The following is a 19,202-nucleotide window of genomic DNA, read 5'->3' on the forward strand; positions in this document are numbered from 1 at the left end:
AGTATATCAAAATAGACATAAAAAGTATAGACGACTAGCGATTTTTCGTATCCAAAACAATGGTCACCGGCCCATCATTGACCAGGCTAACCGCCATATCCGCCCCAAAAACGCCCACTTCAACAGGCACAAAGGCCGACAAGGCCTGGTTAAAAGCATCATAGAGTTGGCTGGCTAGGGCAGGAGCTGCCGCTCCTGTAAAGGCCGGGCGATTGCCTTTTTTGGTATCCGCAAAAAGAGTAAACTGGGAAATGGATAAAATCTTGCCCGCCACATCTTGAACAGACTTGTTCATCTTGCCTGCCTCATCTGAAAAAATCCGCATATTGACAATTTTTCGAACAGCATAGTCCAGGTCTTCCTGGCTGTCATCTGGCCCCACACCGACTAGGAGCAAAAGCCCTTGTTCAATTTGCCCATGGATACTTCCTTCGATGGTCACACTGGCCTGTGATACACGTTGTAGTACAATTTTCATCTTATCCGTTGGTCCTTTTCACTGAGTAAACTTCTGGCACCGACTTAATCTTGTCCACCAGACTGGTCAAGGTTGCCAGGTTGGAAATACCAAAGGAAACGTGGATGGTCGCAAACTTCATATCCTTGGTTGGCTGGGCATTGACCGAAGAAATGTTCTTGCTGGCATTGGTCAAAACCTTGAGAACATCGTTGAGGAGACCTGAACGGTTGAGACCATAGATGTCAATGTTTGCCATGTATTCCTTGGTCGAATTTTCATCCTCCCAACCGACATCAATCAGGCGGACATCATAGTTTTCCTGACTCTTGAGATTCATACAGTCTACACGGTGAACGGCTACCCCACGCCCCTTGGTGATGTAGCCAACAATTTCATCGCCAGGTACTGGATTACAACATTTGGCAATCCGTATCAGCAAGCCTGACGCCCCTTCAATGACCACACCACCTTCGTGACGGATTTTCAGACTATCTTTGTTGTCGTGTTTGACTTCGCCACCGTTGACCAATTCATCCGCGACAGCTTTGGCCTTAGCCCGCTCAGCTTCTCGGCGTTCTTTTTCTGTCAGACGGTTAAAGACAGACACGGCAGAGATTTCCCCAAAACCAACCGCTGCAAAGAGAGCTTCATCGGTCTTATAGCTGGTCTTTTGCAGGACCTCATCCATGTGGCGACGGTCCAGGTATTGGTTGGGAACGTAGCCATTTTCTTGGAGTAGGTTCTGAAGCATCTCACGCCCCTTGGAAACAGATAGTTCCTTGTCCTGATTCTTGAAGAACTGCTTGATTTTATTGCGGGCCTTGTGGGTTTTAACCAGGTTGACCCAGTCACGACTTGGACCGAAAGAGTTGGCAGAGGTGATGATTTCCACCTGATCACCTGTCTTAAGCTTGGTTGTCAGAGGCACCATACGGCCGTTAACCTTGGCACCTGTCGCCCGCTCGCCTACCTTAGTGTGAATTTCATAGGCGAAGTCAATCGGTACGGAGTCCTTGGGCAATTCACGCACTGCGCCATCTGGCGTGAAAACGTAAATACGCTCTGTAAAAATATCGTCCTTGACAGAATTGACAAAGGTTTGCGCATCCCCTGCTCCTTCTTGGAGTTCAATCAGGTTGTTAATCCAGCGCAACTCTTTTTCACTAGCAGTTGCCTTGCCACCTCGCTTGTAAGCCCAGTGAGCTGCCACCCCGTATTCCGCCACCTGATGCATTTCCACCGTCCGAATCTGGAACTCAATCGGTCCCTTTGGACCATAAACTGTCGTATGGATGGACTGGTAGCCATTGGCTTTTGGACTGGCAATGTAGTCCTTGAATCGGCCAGGCATCGGCTTCCATAGTTCATGGATATAGCCCAACATGGCATAGACATCGCTTGGGGTATTCATTAAGCACCGAATGGCAATCAAATCATAGAGTTGATCAAACCGCTTTTTCTTATCGTGCATTTTGCGATAGATAGAGTAAATATGCTTGGGTCTACCGTAAATCTGACCATGTAGATGGCGCTCTTCTGTATAATCTCTTAGCTTATCAACAACTTCATTGACCAACTCTTCCCGTTCACGACGCTTCTCACTCATCATTCGAGTAATCTTGTAGAATTCAATCTCATTGAGATAGCGGAAAGACATGTCTTCCAATTCCCACTTGATAGAAGAAATACCTAGACGGTGGGCAAGCGGTGCATAGATTTCCATTGTTTCACGTGAAATACGTTCCTGCTTATCCTTGCGCAAGTGCTTGAGGGTCCGCATATTGTGGAGACGGTCTGCCAGCTTAACCAGAATAACCCGCATATCTTGAGACATAGCAATCAGCATATTTCGGTGGTTTTCAGCCAACTGCTCCTCATGAGACTTATACTCAACCTTACCCAGCTTGGTCACACCACCGACAATATGGCGAACCTCTGGACCAAATTCTGCCTCCATCTCATCCAGGGTAACTTCCGTATCCTCAACCACATCATGTAAGAAACCACAGGCAACCGTCACAGCATCTAGCTTGAGTCCTGCCAAAATTCCCGCTACTTGAATTGGGTGAACAATATAAGGCTCTCCTGACTTGCGAAATTGTGGCTTGTGTGCCTCCGTCGCAAATTCCAAGGCTTTTTCAACAAAACGAACATCCTCGGCTGGAAGATAGGTGGCCGTTAGCGCAACAACCTCTTCCCCCGTAAAATTAACTTCTTTCATCTTCTTCCCTCATCAGAAACTGTTTCCTTTTATTGTACCACTTTAGGGGCAAAAGAAAAAGGGAAGCGCCGCTTCCTCCCACTTGCTCAGCCTGAAAAATGCCTGATAGTGCTTGATTCCCCTAGCCTTACCTCGCGCATCGTTCGGGTTTTTCTTGCCTTTCTGAAAATTTTCCATCTGTTTTCTTGGGTATTTAAGAAAAAACCTTGCTGATTCCGTTTTCAATCGGTATAATATTCTTGAGATTATATCAAATGGAGGTTCTCATGAAATTTCGTTTTAGTAAGTGTACCCTAGCCCTCAGCTTAGCTTTACTGGCTAGCACCAACACCGCCCTTGTCTCTGCTGAAGAAACCAACACAGAGACCCCTGTCTTAAATGCTGAAGCAGTACAAACAGAAACGAGCAGCTCCGTTGTCGCAACTGGAACTGAAACCGCTCCTTCTGAAACAGTTGCCCCAACAGTGGAGTCTACCCCAGCCACTGAAAATCCAGCGAGCACCGAAACAACGACTGAAACTAGCACTCCAGCTAGCCTTGTAGCAACTAGCGACGAGACAACAACTAGCCCTACAACTGAAACACGCGCAGCTGCGACGGAAACAACAACTCCTGTCGAAGGCCAATCTGTCGATGTCCGTATCCTCGCAACAACGGACCTCCATACCAACTTGGTCAACTACGACTATTACCAAGACAAGCCTGTGGAAACCCTCGGTTTGGCCAAAACTGCCGTGCTCATTGAAACTGCCAAGGCTGAAAATCCAAACGTCATCCTTGTGGATAACGGTGACACCATCCAAGGAACACCTCTTGGAAATTACAAGTCTCTCATTGATCCGATTGAAGAAGGCGAACAACACCCTATGTACACTGCCTTGGATACGCTAGGCTTCGATGCCGGCACCCTCGGCAACCATGAGTTCAACTACGGTCTAGACTATCTCCGCAAGGTGATTTCAACTGCTGGCATGCCCCTTCTCAATGCCAATGTCCTCGACCCTACAACCAAAGACTTCCTATACCAGCCTTATACCATCATTGACAAGACCTTTACAGATACAACTGGCAAGGCTGTCAGCCTGAAAGTTGGTATCACAGGAATCGTTCCGCCACAAATCCTCAACTGGGACAAGGCCTACTTGGAAGGCAAGGTCATCGTGCGCGATGCGGTTGAAGCAGTCCGTGACATTGTTCCTGTTATTCGTGAAAATGGCGCAGACATCGTTTTGGTTCTTTCTCACTCGGGTATCGGTGATGACCAGTATGAAGTCGGCGAAGAAAATGTCGGTTACCAAATCGCCAGCCTATCTGGAGTTGATGCGGTGATTACAGGTCATTCCCACGCAGAATTTCCAGGAACAGCTGAAAAACCAAGCTTCTACGCTAAATATACTGGCGTGGACGACACAAATGGTAAAATCAATGGCACTCCTGTCACTATGGCTGGAAAATACGGTGACCACCTTGGGGTGATCGACCTAAACTTGACTTATACTGACGGTAAATGGACCACAACTTCTAGCAAGGCTACCATCCGCAAGATTGACACCAAGTCATCTGTGGCCGACAGCCGTATCATTGACCTTGCTAAAGAAGCTCACACAGAAACCATCAACTATGTCCGCCAGCAAGTCGGTGAAACAACTGCACCAATCAACAGCTTCTTTGCCTTGGTGCAAGATGACCCATCTGTTCAAATCGTCAACAATGCCCAAATCTGGTATGCCAAACAGCAACTAGCAGGAACGCCTGAAGCTGGCCTACCAATCCTTTCTGCAGCAGCCCCATTTAAGGCTGGAACCCGTGGCGATGCAACAGCCTACACAGACATTCCTGCTGGCCCAATCGCTATCAAGAACGTAGCAGACCTCTACCTCTACGATAATGTCGCAGCTATTTTGAAGGTCAACGGTGCCCAACTAAAAGAATGGTTGGAAATGTCTGCAGGTCAGTTCAATCAAGTAGATCCAAGCTCTACTGAGCCACAAAATCTCATCAATACTGACTATCGTACCTACAACTTCGATGTCATTGACGGCGTAACCTACCAATACGACATCACCCAGCCAAACAAGTACGACCGCAGCGGTAAGGTGGTTAACGAAACTGCCAGTCGTGTTCGCAACCTTCAGTACAATGGACAGGCTGTCACAGATGAGCAAGAGTTCATCGTGGTGACCAACAACTACCGTGCAAATGGTACCTTCCCAGGTGTCAAAGACGCCTCTGTCAACTACTTACTCAATCTGGAAAACCGCCAAGCGATCATCAACTACATCATCGCTGAAAAGGTCATCAACCCAACTGCAGACCATAACTGGACCTTTACCGATAGCATCAAGGGCTTAGACCTCCGCTTCTTGACGGCAGATCGTGCAAAAGACTTGCTAGCGGATCAAGAAGGCCTGGTTTACCTCCAAGCCTCTTCTGCAAATGAAGGTTTCGGTGAGTTCCGCTTTATCTATATCGAGCCAAAAGTAGTGACACCTCCAACTGGTCAAACAGATACCAATACGAATACAGCAACTGGTCAAACTGGCGTTCAAATCACACTTCCGTCTGGTCAGGTTATTACTCTTCCAGCTGAAAAAACAGCAGCACCCGCACCAAAACACAAGCTAGCGACTACTACCTCAGCAGCAAGCAAAGCTTTACCAGCTACTGGTCAAGCCACTTCACTCCTTAGCCTAATCGGCTTCAGCCTGATTGGTTTTGTTGGTGCATTCCGCAAGAAAAAAGAAAACTAATGTTACATATGAAAGAGCTCGGATAAGTAACCGAGCCCTTTTCTTTCTAATTTAAAAATGACCAAACAACCGCAATGAGAATAGCTGGCAACATATTGGCCACGCGAATCTTTTTGTCCCAAACGATATTAACACCGACACAGAAGATGAGGGCGGAGCCGATAAAGGAGAGATTGGCAAGGGCCTGATCCGTCATCAGAGGCTCAATCAAGCGCGCCAAAAGAGTCACAGAGCCTTGAAAAATCAAAACCGGTACTGCTGAAAAGCCAGCCCCCTTGCCCAAGCTGGCCGTCATGATAAAGATGATGATAAAGTCCAGAATACTCTTAATGGCGAGGAGGGTATAATCCCCCGTCAAGCCATCTTGGATAGAACCGATAATGGCCATGGCACCGATGCAAACAGTAAGGGATGCGGTTAGAAAAGCATCTAAAAACTGTGAATCCTGACCATTGCCAGACTTTTCACGCAGCCAGATACCCAAGCGCTCAAACCAACCTTCGATATGAAGGACTTCGCCTAGAAAGGTCCCAAAAGCCAGACTGAGCACAAAGAGCAGGGTGTTCTGGGTGACCAGTTGACCATTTTCCACTCTTAAAAGACCCGTCAGCGTTCCTGAAATCCCTAAAAATAGAATAGCAACGCCGCTGGCCAAGGTTAGACCAGACTGATGCCGTTCTTTCAGTAAATGTCCAAACCAAGACCCTAGCAAACCTGCTAGGGCAATGGCCACCGTATTGATAATCGTTCCTAAGGCAAACATGGGCTACCTCAACAATTCCGTCGCGTAGCTAATGGCAGAAAGGGCATAAAGGGGAGCCGTTTCCGCTCGTAAGATACGAGGACCAAGACCTGTCTTGACCGCTCCTGCTCCTTCAAATGCAGCGACTTCCTCAGGCGACACGCCACCTTCTGGACCAACGATGACAAGGACTGATTGACCAGCGTCTAAGCCAGACAAGATTTTCACTAGATTGGCTTGTTCGCTCTTTTTTGCGGCCTCTTCATAGGCTAAGATAATCTGGTCAAATCCTGCTAGTTGCGCTAGGAAATCCGCTTTTTTCTCAAATAATCGAACAGCTGGAATGCGATTGCGTTTGCTTTGCTCGGCGGCCCCTTGGGCAATTTTTTCTAACTTTTCTGCTTTTTTTGCCAGTTTTTTACCGTCCCATTTGACCACGGACCAGTCAGCTGGAAAGGCCCAGAGGGCTGCCATGCCCAATTCCGTTGCCTTTTGGGCGACAAATTCGAGCTTATCTCCTTTTGGAAAGCCCATGGCGATGGTCACGGAAACAGGTAATTCAACATTGTCTGTTAGTTCTTCGATGATCTCAACAGACTGGCTCTGGCTGTCCACTACCCGCGCCAGGCGTTTGATGCCGTCATCAAAGACCAGGACAACCTGGTCGTCTGCCTGCAATCGCATAACAGAAAACATGTGCTTGACAGTGTCCTTATCGGTAATCTGGAAAAGGCCCTGCGGTGCTCTGCCATTGACAAAATACTGCTGCATCCTAGCCTCCAATCACACCTGAGCGGTCAGCCGTTTTCTTGAAGACGCAGCAATTCCACTCGCCCTGAATCATGTGGGTCTCAAGGAAGAAGCCCGCCGCCTCCGCAGATGCTCGCACCATGTCCCACTTGTCCGCGATGATACCGCTCATAATCAGGTAGCCCTCGTCCTTGACCAGACGGTAGGCATCCTCGGTCAGATGGATGAGAATATCCGCCAAGATGTTGGCAACGATAACTTCTGCTTTAATATCAACGCCACGAAGGAGATCACCTGCCGCAACATGAATATTGCTAGTATGGGCGTTGAGGTCAATGTTTTCCTGAGCCACACGCACCGCCACTTCATCCAAGTCATAGGCGTAAATCTCTTTGGCGCCCAAGAGAGAACTGGCAATAGAGAGGACGCCTGATCCTGTACCGACGTCAATGACTGTTTCGCCACCACGCAAGACCTGAGAAAGAGCAAAGAGGCTCATCTTGGTCGTCGGGTGAGTTCCCGTACCGAAAGCCATGCCTGGATCCAGGCGGATAATCTTCTCACCAGCAGTCGCCTCATAGTCGGTCCAAGACGGCACAATGGTCAAATCGTGGGTAATGCGGGCTGGCTCATAGTATTTCTTCCAGTTGTCCGCCCAGTCTTCCTCTGCCAGTTCCTGACTTTCTAGGCTGACCTGACCAGTTTCCAAGCCAAAGCCGGTCAAATCCGCCAGGCGAGTTGCCAAATCTGCCTTAATTTCCTCAATATCCACAGTGTCAGGATAATAGGCCGTAATCGCAATCATATCCGACTGCTCCACCTCGGGATAAAGTTCACCGAAACGGTCCTCCTGTCCCACATAGTCAGCCGAGTCGCTAATCGCCACCCCCTGACTGCCCGTTTCAATCATCAGATTTGAAACTGCTTCTTCTGCATCACGATGCACGTGAATGGTTAATTCTTGCCATGAGTTCATGTTTGTTTTCCTTTTCTTTTCTATGCGTCAATCACTGTATTATTGTACCGATTTCTAGCCTATTTTACAAGTTAATGTTACGCGATGGAGCCCTAATAATACTTTTTCGAAAATTTTCTAATCGCACTGCGAATAAACATGTGTAGGAAAGTTTGAGACGGTGGTTCCAAGTTTCTGAACGGAGGTGATGCCCATGGAAGTGGACAGCAAATCTGCTAGAAAGGCTAGCCCATGCCAGATGGTAAGTTAACTTACTCATCTGGCAACGACAAATCCTATAAGATTTGTCTAGGGCTCGCACTAGCTCGAGTTTTGAAAAATATCGTTTCAAAACTCGAGCGTCGGAGATCTCTGGATTTATATTTATCAAGTCTACTTGTTGAAATACTGAGCTTGATAATCGTCACCATTTTAGCTATTCGAGATAAAAAATAACCGTCAGCAAACTTTGACACAGTTCTGACGGTTATTTAATCTAACGAACTGAACCACCGTTTAGCGGTCCTACTGGGCGTTGAGCTGGAACTCAACACCTTTTCTATTTTTATAATAGCAAAAGTTTCGCCCGTAGTCAAGTCAGAACCAAGCTTAGAGTGTGTCTGTTTTTGGGAGAAAATGAAAAATCATCAATCGAACGCAAATAAAGACCGAAACTTTCAACTTTTTCCCTGTCCCAGTCTTGATTTATCGTCTTGATGATGATACAATACTATTACTGATTGAACAAGTGGTAGTTGTTTAATCGGTTGGCGTTTAGGTGTTGTCGCACCTAGCGCCTTTTCTTCGTGTTTTTCTATAACTCTATTATATCATAATTAGATTCAAATGCAAGCAATTTCTATAATTTTTTTACAAGAAGCCTTGACAATTCAAGGTTTTTTTGTTTTTAGTCCCGTTCCTCTATCATATGTTCTCCCCATTTTTTCTTAACGTTCGTCCGTTTGAGTTGTGGCAAGGTATAGTTTTTATTTTCATCATGACAAGGCAGACCAGAAGTATTTTTCTCTTGGTCTTTCATTGTGTCAAAGTGACTTCTCCACTCACCGAAAAAGAGGTCTCTCAACTCTCCTGTGTGGCTTAAAAGAATAGTCTGACTCATGGCGTTAGCCCCCTTCTTACTCCAATACATCCCCCTGTTTTTCATCCTATACGTGATTTTTCGGTGTTGCGATTCCATGATACCTATACCATTTGAACTCAGTCCAAAAGACTCAGGCTTATCAGTAAACCTGAAATTTTTCATCAGTTGCCTGCTGAAGCGTTGAAAGGCTTCTAGTTTCTCATCCGACTCAATAAATGATTCTGCGGTATCAAGCACCGTCTTCAACCCTGACTTGTCTCGGTTTTTGATCGCTTTAAAGGCTTGATTGACCAAACCTGAAGGAAAAGGACTCAGGTTCTTTTTTAATGCTTGATTCACGTGAAAAGCATCCCAAAAATGAAAGTGTTTTTTGGGATTGAAAGCATCTGCAAGCTCCTTAAATACTTTGGGAGAATAGCCCTTACCACCATCTGAATTAGTAACAATCATGGTATTAGAATCAATATCATAATGCTGATAAATAAGGTCTAGGAGTTTATCTTTTGCACGTTGATAGTGTGTTGATACTACTTCTAGTTTATCCATCAGGACATTTCTTTTGCCTTTTTTACTTCCTGAATGGACGACAAAGTGAGTCAATTCAAGGGATTTTTTCTTCTTGTCCGTTGAACGTTTAACCCAAACCCCATCACCTTCAACATACAAAATTTTGGGCTTGACCTTCTCTTTTTCTTCCTCGGTCCAACTTTGAACAGATAGAGAGTCATATTCTTCTTTCTCGTTAATCAGTTGCCCTGCCACCTCTAAGGCGTGCTGAACGGTGTTTTTAGTGATATAGATTTTCTTCAACAACTCCATCACAGCAACTACTTTCCGATAAGGCATATAATTTGATAGCTCAGTAAGCTGATAAAGGAGCTCCTGGGAGAAGCGTTGACGTGGTTCTAAACCTAACTTTTCATCAACAGGGATTCTAACCGTATCTCCCTTCTTCCATCTGCTACGGGTAAAGGTCATTTCACCAAAGGAGAAAATCACAGTACGTTCTTTTTGGTTAATTCTTTTATATCCCTGCGCTCTCATGCTAGGCGCAATCTTTTTCTCATAGGCTTCAATCATCTTCAGGAATGCACGCTGATTATTTTGGTTCAACTGTTTTGAAAATTCTCTTTCGTCAAGAATAGCTACATCCATCTACTTCACCCCACTTTGAAATAATAAAGCCTATTATAGCGATAAGTCAGGATTTTGGGTATTAAAAAAATGACCTCTCCATCAGGAAAGGTCTATATATTTTGGTCATCAATCGGGGTCACATCTAAAGGGAAAGGTCGTCCTTCACATTATAATTATAAACATATTTATGTTTATAAATTTTTGAAATAGTCGTTAATAAATGAAGATGCTGAACGATAGCCTTTCTCTTTTGCCAGGCTGTCTATTTTTTCACGGACTGATGGCTGAAGAGTAAACTGATATTGTTTGGTCCGTTCAAACGTCTCAACTGCTGAAGGTGTCGTAACCTCTTTCAAGGTTTCCTGAAGGGATTTGCTGATTTGCTTTTTCTTAGATTCAAATGCCATGGTATCTCCTTTATCAATATATTTATAACTATATTTATGTTTATATTTATAATGATATTCTATCAGTTATTTTCTGAAAAGTAAAGTCAATATCCTTGAAAAATGCCTTATTTCCCCTGGTCAGCTCTTTATCCCTCATCATATCTGAAAGAGAAACTTTATCAAGCGTTGACCTATTAAAGAGTTCTTTTTGAGGAATCATTGCAAGGACATTTTCCTCATTCTTAAGAGATGCTACCAATTCTTTGGATGATTTGGTATTGTGCTTAATCATATTTCCTAAAAAGAAAAGTTCTGCTGTCACATAGCTTTCACGGGTTTTAAAATCGAACGCTTCAGCTTTAAATTCTTCTAGTCGCTCCTGAAGGTTAAATTTTGCCTGGTAACCATGCTCTGACGGAATCACAGGACTTAACACTGCATGGCTAACAATGATAGCGTTACGAGTTGCCGTTGAAAAATCAGGATGGCAATCTATGATGACATAATCGTACTTCTCAATTCCTTTATCATCATAGTTATCCTCTAGCCACATATAGAGTAACATATCTTTATAGGCTTTGGTCTCAAGTTCTTTTTCTAACCTATCAAGACGGAGATAGCCTGGAATTAAGTCAATGTTCTCCTTAACATTCAAAAGAGCAACATCACCTTTCCCTCTAAAAATATTAGCGACTGTTCCCTCGTTATTAAAAACATCATAAGTTTGGGTTAAGTTGCATTGATGGTCAAGGTCAATAAACAAGACCTGCTTTCCTTTACTAGCTAACCACTCACCATAATTATAGGCAAGAGTTGTCTTCCCAACCCCACCCTTGATAGCTGAAAATGTAATAATCTTCATCAGAAATCCCTCCTGTTTTCTATACTTCTATTATACCACTATAATTATAATTGTCAACATAATTATGTTTATAATTATAATTATGTTTATCTTTTTATCTTATGCTTTTCACGATACCGCCTAAAAGTACGTTCGTTGATACCTGTTAGCTTGGCAACGTCTTTATCTGATAGACCTTCAAGGTAAAGGTCAAAGGCATGAAGAAGCCTGCTGTCATCTTCTGAAAAAATGGCTTTTCTGCCTTTGTACTTTCCTTGAGTCTTGGCAATAGCTATCCCTTGGCGTTGCCGTTCCTTTATGCGTTCCCTTTCAGCTTGTGCCTGGTACTTGTAGAGTTCCAGGATAAGATTGTTCAAGAGCCGTCTCAGGTTGTCATCCTCAATCCCTCGAAGAGTGGGAAGATTTAAGACTTCCAAGGTTGCCCCCTTGGCTTGAATATCATTCATGACCTCAGTTAGCTCCTTGTTATTCCTACCCAGGCGTTCTAATTCTGTCACAACCACTATATCACCTTCACGTATATAAGCAAGCATAGCTTGTAACTGAGGGCGGTCTTTATTAGCTTTTTGTTGAATTGCTTTAAATTCAGGGGTTTCTTGGTGTTGATTTTGAACCATTTTTTGCTCTATTCTCTCCAAAGTCGGTTGAATTTCTTTCCCTGATACTTTACGATTTAATTCTCTTTCTAAGGTCTCTTTCGGACTAATGGAAGGCGTTTCTAAGCTTGAATAGAGTTTCACTCCTTCTCTATTGTAAAGCCTTATATCGCTAAATAAGCCCGTTTTATGAAGGGTTTCTAAATTGGTCGGTAAGTTTTTGACAACAATATCATGCGCTTGTTTTGGTGTTGCCCTGGCTGTCATTGGATCATCTGCATACATGGTTTCATATCGTTCAATTGTTCCTAAATATGAGTTGATTTTAGGTACTGCCATGACATACATTTTTGTTTCATAACCTTTGGCTTGAAGCATTGTTGCGGTTTGAATGGGAACGTCTGTTGTTCGTCCTGTACCTTCAATCACCAAGTTATAGCCTTGATCGCTTAAACGGCTTATGATCGCTTCTGTCATGCGATTAGAATAAGGGGTAACGTGTTTTACTACGTCTTTCTCATAAAGTTTCGCTAGTTCATCAAAATTAGGGTGCTGTTGTTTAAAGGTATCATTATCAATGACAATAACATTCCCTTGTGTTTCTTCAAGAATTGCTGATCGCAAACTCGTTTTCCCTGACCCTGGTTGCCCACCAAGTAAAAAAGCGGTTGGCGATTCAACCGCTTTTTTTCCTTGAACCAATTCTTCTAAATTATCATTTAAGCGATTTTCAAATTGTTTGTCAGTAAAATTGACTATATTTGCCATATTAAGCCACTTTCTCTTTATTCAAAACTTGTTTTGAATAGCGATTCATTGACCGCCAATACTCATGAACGGCTTGTAATTCTTCTAAAGAATAATCAAAAAGATTTACACGTTTTGCAAGCTTTAATTGGTTTAATAAATTGACTTCCAATAATTGAGAGTCATTTTTATTTAATTCATGATTCAAAACATAGTTTAATACTCGATTATAAACGCTTGCCGATAATTCGTTAATGATCTCTATTTCAAATGTTTTTTCATAAGTAACTGCCATTTCATTTTCACTCCTTTTAAAGTTTGTCAGGTAAATATTTCCGAATATATTCTTCTAAGGCTTTATCCATAACTTCTTTTACGTTTCCGCCATTCTTTGCTGTTTCGATTTTTATAATATGGTGCAAGTCAGCACGAACACGAACCGTCTTATCCCCCATAATATCTTTTTTTGCACTGATTGGTGTATCATTTCGTTTTGCTTTTTGTGCGCCTAAATTTCCCACAACCACTCACTTCTTTCTATTTCTTCTTACTCTTATTTTATCATCAACAATCACAAATCACAAGTGATTTGTGATTAATCACTTGTGATTTGTGATTCTATTCTTTTTCGTTTTCTAATTGAATGATTCGCTCAAGCATTTCAAAAAATACGTTCTCATACATAGACAAAACTTTTTTGTCATAGCCTTTGTGTTCTGTAATGCCATTTTTAGATCAAGTACTTACTTTATTACTTCGCTTGATAATATTTCGGAAAACCAAATTATCCTCTTTATGTTCTTTGTACAGTTCTTCCAGGTTTGATTTTATCGTTGCGCTGTCCGTATCAACTAAATAAGGAACAAAACCAATCATATCTAGTCCAGGGTTAAACTGTTCTTGCAAATCAATCAAATAGGAAATATAGTTTTGAATGTTGTTTGTACTTTCTTCTTCTGCTTGTAAAGGGATCATAACGTAATCACTCGCCACGATTGCATTATTTGTATAAACGCTTGGCGTTGGTACAGTATCAATAATAATAAGATCATAGTCACTTTTTAAAGGTGCTAAAAGAGTAGCAAGCAATCTACTTTCATTTTCAAACGTCCATGAGCGAGTTAATTTTGGCAGTAACATCAAATCAAACGTGCCAGGGATCAAGTCTAAATTATCAGTCAAATGAATAATAGAAGAAGCCAAGTTTCCATTTTTCAAGCCTTCATAAAAATTGACACGTGGCAATTCTACCTCAAAAGTTTTTGCTAAGTCTTTTGTCAATGTTGCCTGTAAGTCCTTATCGATCATTAAAACTTTTAAATTCAATTTGTCTGTCAAGTAAGCAAACATAGTCGATAATTTGGACTTTCCAACACCACCTTTAAAGTAATTATTCAAGATAATAATTGCTTCATTTTTATTGTTTAAAATACGTCTTAATTCTTCAAGTATTTTTAGTTTTTCCTTCTCCATAACTACGCCCCATTCTTTTTTTGTATAGTAATATTGTATCATTAAGAATCACAAATCACAAGTGATTTGTGATTAATCACTTGTGATTTGTGATAAGTGATTTGTGATTAATATATAAAAGCCCTCTTTAAAGGGCTTTTATGTTTATTTTGAAAAAGAGATAAAATCAATATATCCCTTTTCCCCAATTTTTACAACGGCATTGTAGGGCTTTTTCTCTTTGTTTTTGATTCCTTTTACCAGGGTTTCTTTTCCCTCCAGTAATTCTTTTACATTTGTTTTGGTGAGTTTTTTCTTTCTAAAATGTTCAGCTAAAGTGAAGGTACATTCAGGATAATTTGAACAACCATAAAACGATTTTTTTAATACAATATTGTTGCCACACTTAGGACATTTTCCTACAAGGGGTCCCGAGCGCTTAGTGGGAATTTGTACCCCTTATCGATACAAATTCCCCGTAGGCGCTAGGGACCTCTTTAGCTCCTTGGAAGCTGTCAGTAGTATACCTAATAATTTATCTACATTCCCTTTAGTAACGTGTAACTTTCCAAATTTACAAAAGCGACTCATAGAATTATTTCCTCCCGTTAAATAATAGATAACTATTAAAAATAGACAATACTTGCTCATAAGTAACGGTACTTAAATTGTTTACTTTGGCGTGTTTCATTGCTTGATGAAACTGATTTTTAGTAAACAGTTGACGATATTCTCGATTGACCCATTTTGAAACAAAGTACGTATATAGCTTCCAATATTTATCTGGAACATCTGTGGTATGGCGGGTAAGTTTTATTAAGACGCTGTTTACTTTTGGTTTAGGATGAAAGCATTCCGCTGGCAGCTTAAGCAATTGCTGAATCGAGACTTGAGTGTGCAAGAGCAACCCTAGTGTTCGGTGAATATCCAAGGTACGCTTGTAGAATCCTTCTTCAACAATCAGATAGATGTCAGACGCATGGCTTTCAAAAACCACTTTTTTAATAATTTGTGTGCTTAAATGGTAAGGAATATTCCCAACAATTTTATACCTCTGTTTGTTAGGGAATTGAAACTGTAGAATATCTTGGTGAATTAAAGTGACACGAGTATTCAGTTTTAATTTTTCTGACGATAAGTTGAATAGATGACTGTCTAATTCAATAGACGTTACCTGTTTACTTATTTTAGCCAGTTTCGTCGTTAAATGCCCTTTACCTGTTCCAATTTCGTAAACGGTATCGGTTTCTTTTAAATTCAATTGTTTTATTATTTGGTTGAGTACTTTTTCACTCGTTAAAAAGTTTTGAGAATATTTTATATTTTTTTTCATGTAATCACTCCTGAAGTGATTACACCTATAAACAAATACAGAAGTTAAACGATTTGTTTGTAATTTTAGTTATCTGTTTAAAAAGTCATAAGATTAGTCACTGGTAGGAATTAATCTAACGTATTTATTTATCTGCGTAATCACTGTTTTTAGTCTGTTTCAAAACAGTAGATGTTTTATCTACATAACGCATTTGTTAACGCATTTGGAATACCAACATGACGAATCCCTCCTTCTTAATTACAAATTTTTAGCATCTAATTTAACTTCAATTCCTATTATACAAAATTTTAAGATACTGCACTATCAACACACTCTTAAGTTTGCTTCTAAGTCTTATTTCCATAACTTCTTTTACGTTTCCGCCATTCTTTGCTGTTTCGATTTTTATGATATGGTGCAAGTCAGCACGAACACGAACCGTCTTATCCCCCATTATATCTTTTTTTGCGCTGATTGGCGTATCATTTCGTTTTGCTTTCTGTGCGCCTAAATTTCCCACGATCTCTCACTTCTTTCTATTTCTTCTTATTCTTATTTTATCACAAATCACTTGTGATTTGTGATAAGTGATTTGTGATTAATATATAAAAGCCCTATTTAAAGGGCTTTTATGTTTATTTTGAGAAAGATATAAAATCAATATATCCCTTTTCTCCAATTTTTACAACGGCATTGTAGGACTTTTTATCTTTCGTTTTGATTCCTTTTACCAGGGTTTCTTTTCCCTCTAGTAATTCTTTTACATTTGTTTTGGTTAGTTTTTTCTTTCTAAAATGTTCAGCTAAAGTAAACTTACATTCAGGATAATTTGAACAACCATAAAACGATTTTTTTAATACAATATTGTTGCCACACTTAGGACATTTTCCAACAATATTTTTTTCTGCTTCTTTTTCTTTCTGTTCCTGGTAATCAGCAAAACTTAATTTCTCTATATCGGTAGGTACATTTTCCAATAAATGAACGATAAACTTCTTGATATTATTAATAAAGTTTTCTTGATTGCCTTCTCTTTTACCAATCTTCTTTAAATACGTTTCCCATTTAGCCGTCATTTCAGCACTCGTTAAGAGGTGCTGACTTTCGACTGCCTGGCACAATAATTTACCTTTTTCAGTCACAACAAGTTTATTTTTAATGACTTGGATATATTCTTTTTGTTTCAAGGCTTCAATAATGCTTGCTCTTGTCGCTTCTGTTCCGATTCCCTCGACTTCTTGTAAAATCTTGATTGCTTCTTCATCATCAACCGTTTTATTAGCGGTTTTCATAGCAGTTAATAATGTACCCTCTGTAAAAGCTTTCGGTGGTTGTGTTTCTTTTTCGGCACTCTTAACGTCAACCTCGGCATGTTCTCCAATGATAACCAAGGGTAACGTTTGAACGTCCTCTTTTTCTTCTTTGTTTTGCTGTTTAAAAAGAATTTTCCACCCTTCTTGCTTTGGTGTCTTGCCTATTGATTGAAAAAGTAAGTCGGCTACTTTGGTTTGTATCTTAGTTTCTTCATACAAATAATCAGGTAGAAACATGGCAACGGTCGTTTTAACGACTAAAGCATATATTTTTCGTTGTAAATCGTCCATTTTCGCTAATGCAGATTCGGTAGGTACTTGTTTTGTTGGGATAATGGCGTGGTGTTCCTGTACCTTACTACCGTCCACATAACGCTTTCTAGGCTCTGTTTGAACCATTTCAAGATCAAGTCCTAAAAAACCGCTATATTTGCCAAAATTCGCTTTTAAATAAGCAAATTCGTTCTCTGTAATAAATGGTGTATCTGTTCTTGGATAACTCAATAATTTTGCTTCATACAGTCCTTGCATAGCTTTTAAAGTTTGGCTCGCTGTCGCTTTATAAAGCTGATTAACTTTTGATTGCAAACTACTTAAAGAAAACAAACTCGGACTATTCGTTTTCTTCTCTTTGGTTTGAACATCAGCAATTATCCCCTCTTGATTGCCTATTTTAGCTTGTTCAGAAGAAACAAAAGCTAAAAGCTCCTCTTGGGTTTTAAAGCGCTGTGTGGGGCTTATAACGCCCTTAAATGACCCTTGGTTTACTTTTATACTAGCTTCCACCTCGAAAAAAGGTTCTTTTCTAAAGTTTTCTATGGCTTCCTGGCGCTGAAAAATAAGATATAAGGTGGGCGTTTGAACACGTCCTAGTGAAAATGTACCTTGTACGCCCTTCTGCTGTAAATTTAACGTATACAAAGGGCTTGCATTCATGCCGATCAACCAATCGGCAATTTGGCGTGTTTGCGCTTCTTGATAAAAGGGATAGTAATTCATTCCTGGTTGCAAATTTTGAAAACCGCTACGGATCACATCTTTTTCTAAACTATTGATCCATAGTCTTTTATACGTTTTATCTTTAGAAAAGGCATTTGCTTTATGAATGATCGACCAGGCAATGTTTTCGCCTTCTCTGTCGCTATCTGTTGCGACAATGATTGTATTTGCTTGTTTTAAAAGTTCAGCAACAATTTTAAACTGCTTTTTTTTATCTGTTGCCACTTCAAAATCGTATCGATCAGGAAAAATCGGCAATGATTCAAGTTTCCAATTTTGCCACTTTTCGTCATAATGACCTGGTTCTGCTAACTCGACTAAATGCCCAAAACCAAACGTGATAAACGTTTCATCTGCAAAGATTGGGTCTTTGATCTCAAAATAACCGTCTTTTTTGGTGCTTTGTTTTAAAGCACTTGCATAGGCTAATGCCTGGCTTGGTTTTTCAGCTAAAATAACCGTACTCATTAACTATCCCTCTTTTCATTGTTTTTTCTTTGATCGACTGTCACGTTGTATCTTGATCGATACCTTCTAAACGTTCGGCGATTAATTCCAGTTTGTTCTTCAACTTCTTTATCGGATAAACCGTTCAAAAACAAATCGAAAGCGTGTTGTAAACGTGGATCATTTTCTTTGAATTTCAGTTGTCGCCCTTTGAATTTTCCTTTTTTCTTAGCAATTTCAATTCCTTGGGCTTGGCGTTCTTTAATTCGTTTGCGTTCAGATTCCGCTTGGTACTTATACAATTCAATCACTAAATTATTAATCAGCCGTCTTAAATTTTCATCTTCAATACCATTCATTGAGGGTAAATTTAAGACTTCCAGGGTTGCCCCCTTAATTTGAATTTGATTCATCAATTCTGTTAATTCTTTATTATTTCGTCCTAATCGATCTAATTCAGTAACAACAACTATATCCCCTTCACGAATATAGTTAAGCATAGCTTGTAATTGTGGGCGTTCGACCGATTGACCGCTTGCTTTGTCTGAAAAGACCTTAGAAACGCCCTCTAACGCTTTCAGTTGTCTATCTAAGTTCTGTTCTTTGCTACTGACACGTGCATACCCTACTTTAGTCATGTTAAAAAACACCTCCCTTGTTAAGAAAAAAATAAATTGGATATGAATTCTATTTAATCACTTTGACTAGCAAATACTAACAACAAGACACACACACCAAAAATCAAAAATTCACTACTTTTAGTTAAAAACCACGTAACCACAAGAACTAATCCAATCCATGTAATCGGGTTCTTCAAATATTTCTCCAAGATTTTCCTCCTCTAATATGCTCAACTTAAATGACCTATTCAATAAATCTATTATGCTGCTAAATAGTTTATAGGACAAATAAGTATACTCTATTGTCCACGTTATTTAATAAAATAAATAGAAAATGACCATATC

16 protein-coding genes and 4 pseudogenes are annotated in these 19,202 nt (G+C 40.7%); 1 reads left to right on the top strand and 19 read right to left on the bottom strand.

What is annotated here, in order from left to right; all coding sequences use genetic code 11:
• Nucleotides 1–34 precede the first annotated feature (34 nt).
• Both dtd and PXH68_RS09105 read right to left on the bottom strand, forming a co-directional pair.
• Nucleotides 35–478 carry a D-aminoacyl-tRNA deacylase gene (dtd, locus tag PXH68_RS09100; protein WP_044670146.1) on the bottom strand — a complete coding sequence of 148 codons (444 nt, stop codon included), beginning with the start codon at nucleotides 476–478 and terminating at the stop codon, nucleotides 35–37.
• A gap of 1 nt (nucleotide 479) precedes the next feature.
• A complete protein-coding gene (locus tag PXH68_RS09105; RefSeq protein ID WP_248027784.1) occupies nucleotides 480–2,681 on the bottom strand; it encodes a RelA/SpoT family protein in 2,202 nt (733 codons plus the stop codon).
• A 266-nt stretch (nucleotides 2,682–2,947) separates the two neighbouring features.
• Here PXH68_RS09105 and PXH68_RS09110 point away from each other — a divergent pair, with 266 nt between their 5' ends.
• Nucleotides 2,948–5,431 (top strand): bifunctional 2',3'-cyclic-nucleotide 2'-phosphodiesterase/3'-nucleotidase, encoded by a 2,484-nt coding sequence (locus PXH68_RS09110; RefSeq protein WP_248027785.1) that lies wholly within the window; start codon nucleotides 2,948–2,950, stop codon nucleotides 5,429–5,431.
• A 46-nt stretch (nucleotides 5,432–5,477) separates the two neighbouring features.
• On the opposite strand, the gene PXH68_RS09115 is transcribed toward PXH68_RS09110, so the two are convergent.
• From PXH68_RS09115 to PXH68_RS09195, 17 genes and pseudogenes are all read right to left on the bottom strand, one after another.
• Complete coding sequence (locus tag PXH68_RS09115; RefSeq protein ID WP_248027787.1) at nucleotides 5,478–6,194, bottom strand: DUF554 domain-containing protein; 717 nt, start codon at nucleotides 6,192–6,194, stop codon at nucleotides 5,478–5,480.
• Between the two features lie 3 nt (nucleotides 6,195–6,197).
• Entirely contained in the window at nucleotides 6,198–6,944 is a 747-nt protein-coding gene (locus PXH68_RS09120) for a 16S rRNA (uracil(1498)-N(3))-methyltransferase (protein WP_248027789.1), read from the bottom strand.
• A gap of 1 nt (nucleotide 6,945) precedes the next feature.
• A complete protein-coding gene (gene prmA, locus PXH68_RS09125; protein WP_248027791.1) occupies nucleotides 6,946–7,899 on the bottom strand; it encodes a 50S ribosomal protein L11 methyltransferase in 954 nt (317 codons plus the stop codon).
• A gap of 886 nt (nucleotides 7,900–8,785) precedes the next feature.
• Nucleotides 8,786–10,135, bottom strand: a complete 1,350-nt coding sequence (locus PXH68_RS09130) for an ISLre2 family transposase (protein WP_053866436.1) — start codon at nucleotides 10,133–10,135, stop codon at nucleotides 8,786–8,788.
• Nucleotides 10,136–10,308: 173 nt separating this feature from the next.
• A complete protein-coding gene (locus tag PXH68_RS09135) occupies nucleotides 10,309–10,524 on the bottom strand; it encodes a ribbon-helix-helix domain-containing protein (protein ID WP_053866437.1) in 216 nt (71 codons plus the stop codon).
• Nucleotides 10,525–10,570: 46 nt separating this feature from the next.
• The gene (locus PXH68_RS09140; RefSeq protein WP_053866438.1) at nucleotides 10,571–11,368 is read right to left on the bottom strand and encodes a ParA family protein; all 798 of its coding nucleotides are present in this window, start codon (nucleotides 11,366–11,368) and stop codon (nucleotides 10,571–10,573) included.
• Between the two features lie 86 nt (nucleotides 11,369–11,454).
• Nucleotides 11,455–11,931: pseudogene (locus PXH68_RS09145) on the bottom strand (recombinase family protein); the annotation flags it as partial.
• Nucleotides 11,914–12,732: pseudogene (locus PXH68_RS09150) on the bottom strand (zeta toxin family protein); the annotation flags it as partial. The pseudogenes PXH68_RS09150 and PXH68_RS09145, both read right to left, overlap by 18 nt.
• A 1-nt stretch (nucleotide 12,733) precedes the next feature.
• Nucleotides 12,734–13,006: an antitoxin gene (locus PXH68_RS09155; protein ID WP_000301765.1), complete on the bottom strand. Its 273-nt coding sequence runs from the start codon at nucleotides 13,004–13,006 to the stop codon at nucleotides 12,734–12,736.
• Between the two features lie 16 nt (nucleotides 13,007–13,022).
• A complete protein-coding gene (locus PXH68_RS09160; RefSeq protein WP_002321610.1) occupies nucleotides 13,023–13,238 on the bottom strand; it encodes a peptide-binding protein in 216 nt (71 codons plus the stop codon).
• A gap of 91 nt (nucleotides 13,239–13,329) precedes the next feature.
• Nucleotides 13,330–14,226: pseudogene (locus PXH68_RS09165) on the bottom strand (ParA family protein).
• 102 nt (nucleotides 14,227–14,328) lie between these two features.
• Nucleotides 14,329–14,589 (bottom strand): annotated as a pseudogene (locus tag PXH68_RS09170) (topoisomerase C-terminal repeat-containing protein); the annotation flags it as partial.
• A 169-nt stretch (nucleotides 14,590–14,758) separates the two neighbouring features.
• Nucleotides 14,759–15,496 (bottom strand): 23S rRNA (adenine(2058)-N(6))-methyltransferase Erm(B), encoded by a 738-nt coding sequence (erm(B), locus tag PXH68_RS09175; protein ID WP_167787034.1) that lies wholly within the window; start codon nucleotides 15,494–15,496, stop codon nucleotides 14,759–14,761.
• 124 nt (nucleotides 15,497–15,620) lie between these two features.
• Nucleotides 15,621–15,689: a 23S rRNA methyltransferase attenuation leader peptide gene (locus PXH68_RS09180; RefSeq protein ID WP_213044451.1), complete on the bottom strand. Its 69-nt coding sequence runs from the start codon at nucleotides 15,687–15,689 to the stop codon at nucleotides 15,621–15,623.
• A 75-nt stretch (nucleotides 15,690–15,764) separates the two neighbouring features.
• Nucleotides 15,765–15,998, bottom strand: a complete 234-nt coding sequence (locus PXH68_RS09185; protein WP_020220349.1) for a peptide-binding protein — start codon at nucleotides 15,996–15,998, stop codon at nucleotides 15,765–15,767.
• 115 nt (nucleotides 15,999–16,113) lie between these two features.
• Nucleotides 16,114–18,258 carry a type IA DNA topoisomerase gene (locus tag PXH68_RS09190; protein ID WP_248027795.1) on the bottom strand — a complete coding sequence of 715 codons (2,145 nt, stop codon included), beginning with the start codon at nucleotides 18,256–18,258 and terminating at the stop codon, nucleotides 16,114–16,116.
• On the bottom strand, nucleotides 18,258–18,875 hold the full coding sequence (locus PXH68_RS09195; protein ID WP_002321671.1) for a recombinase family protein: 618 nt from the start codon (nucleotides 18,873–18,875) through the stop codon (nucleotides 18,258–18,260). Before PXH68_RS09195 ends, PXH68_RS09190 begins: the two co-directional genes overlap by 1 nt.
• Nucleotides 18,876–19,202: the final 327 nt, after the last annotated feature.

Source organism: Streptococcus sp. 29896 (assembly GCF_032594915.1).
GTDB classification, from domain to species: domain Bacteria; phylum Bacillota; class Bacilli; order Lactobacillales; family Streptococcaceae; genus Streptococcus; species Streptococcus suivaginalis.

Excerpts from the sequence above, each read along its gene's own strand:
- PXH68_RS09120 (WP_248027789.1), bottom strand. The coding sequence starts at position 6,944 with ATGCAGCAGTATTTTGTCAATGGCAGAGCACCGCAGGGCCTTTTCCAG.
- PXH68_RS09105 (WP_248027784.1), bottom strand. The coding sequence starts at position 2,681 with ATGAAAGAAGTTAATTTTACGGGGGAAGAGGTTGTTGCGCTAACGGCC.
- PXH68_RS09135 (WP_053866437.1), bottom strand. The coding sequence starts at position 10,524 with ATGGCATTTGAATCTAAGAAAAAGCAAATCAGCAAATCCCTTCAGGAA.
- PXH68_RS09190 (WP_248027795.1), bottom strand. The coding sequence starts at position 18,258 with ATGAGTACGGTTATTTTAGCTGAAAAACCAAGCCAGGCATTAGCCTAT.
- PXH68_RS09130 (WP_053866436.1), bottom strand. The coding sequence starts at position 10,135 with ATGGATGTAGCTATTCTTGACGAAAGAGAATTTTCAAAACAGTTGAAC.
- PXH68_RS09195 (WP_002321671.1), bottom strand. The coding sequence starts at position 18,875 with ATGACTAAAGTAGGGTATGCACGTGTCAGTAGCAAAGAACAGAACTTA.
- prmA (WP_248027791.1), bottom strand. The coding sequence starts at position 7,899 with ATGAACTCATGGCAAGAATTAACCATTCACGTGCATCGTGATGCAGAA.
- PXH68_RS09155 (WP_000301765.1), bottom strand. The coding sequence starts at position 13,006 with ATGGCAGTTACTTATGAAAAAACATTTGAAATAGAGATCATTAACGAA.
- dtd (WP_044670146.1), bottom strand. The coding sequence starts at position 478 with ATGAAAATTGTACTACAACGTGTATCACAGGCCAGTGTGACCATCGAA.
- PXH68_RS09110 (WP_248027785.1), top strand. The coding sequence starts at position 2,948 with ATGAAATTTCGTTTTAGTAAGTGTACCCTAGCCCTCAGCTTAGCTTTA.
- PXH68_RS09140 (WP_053866438.1), bottom strand. The coding sequence starts at position 11,368 with ATGAAGATTATTACATTTTCAGCTATCAAGGGTGGGGTTGGGAAGACA.
- PXH68_RS09115 (WP_248027787.1), bottom strand. The coding sequence starts at position 6,194 with ATGTTTGCCTTAGGAACGATTATCAATACGGTGGCCATTGCCCTAGCA.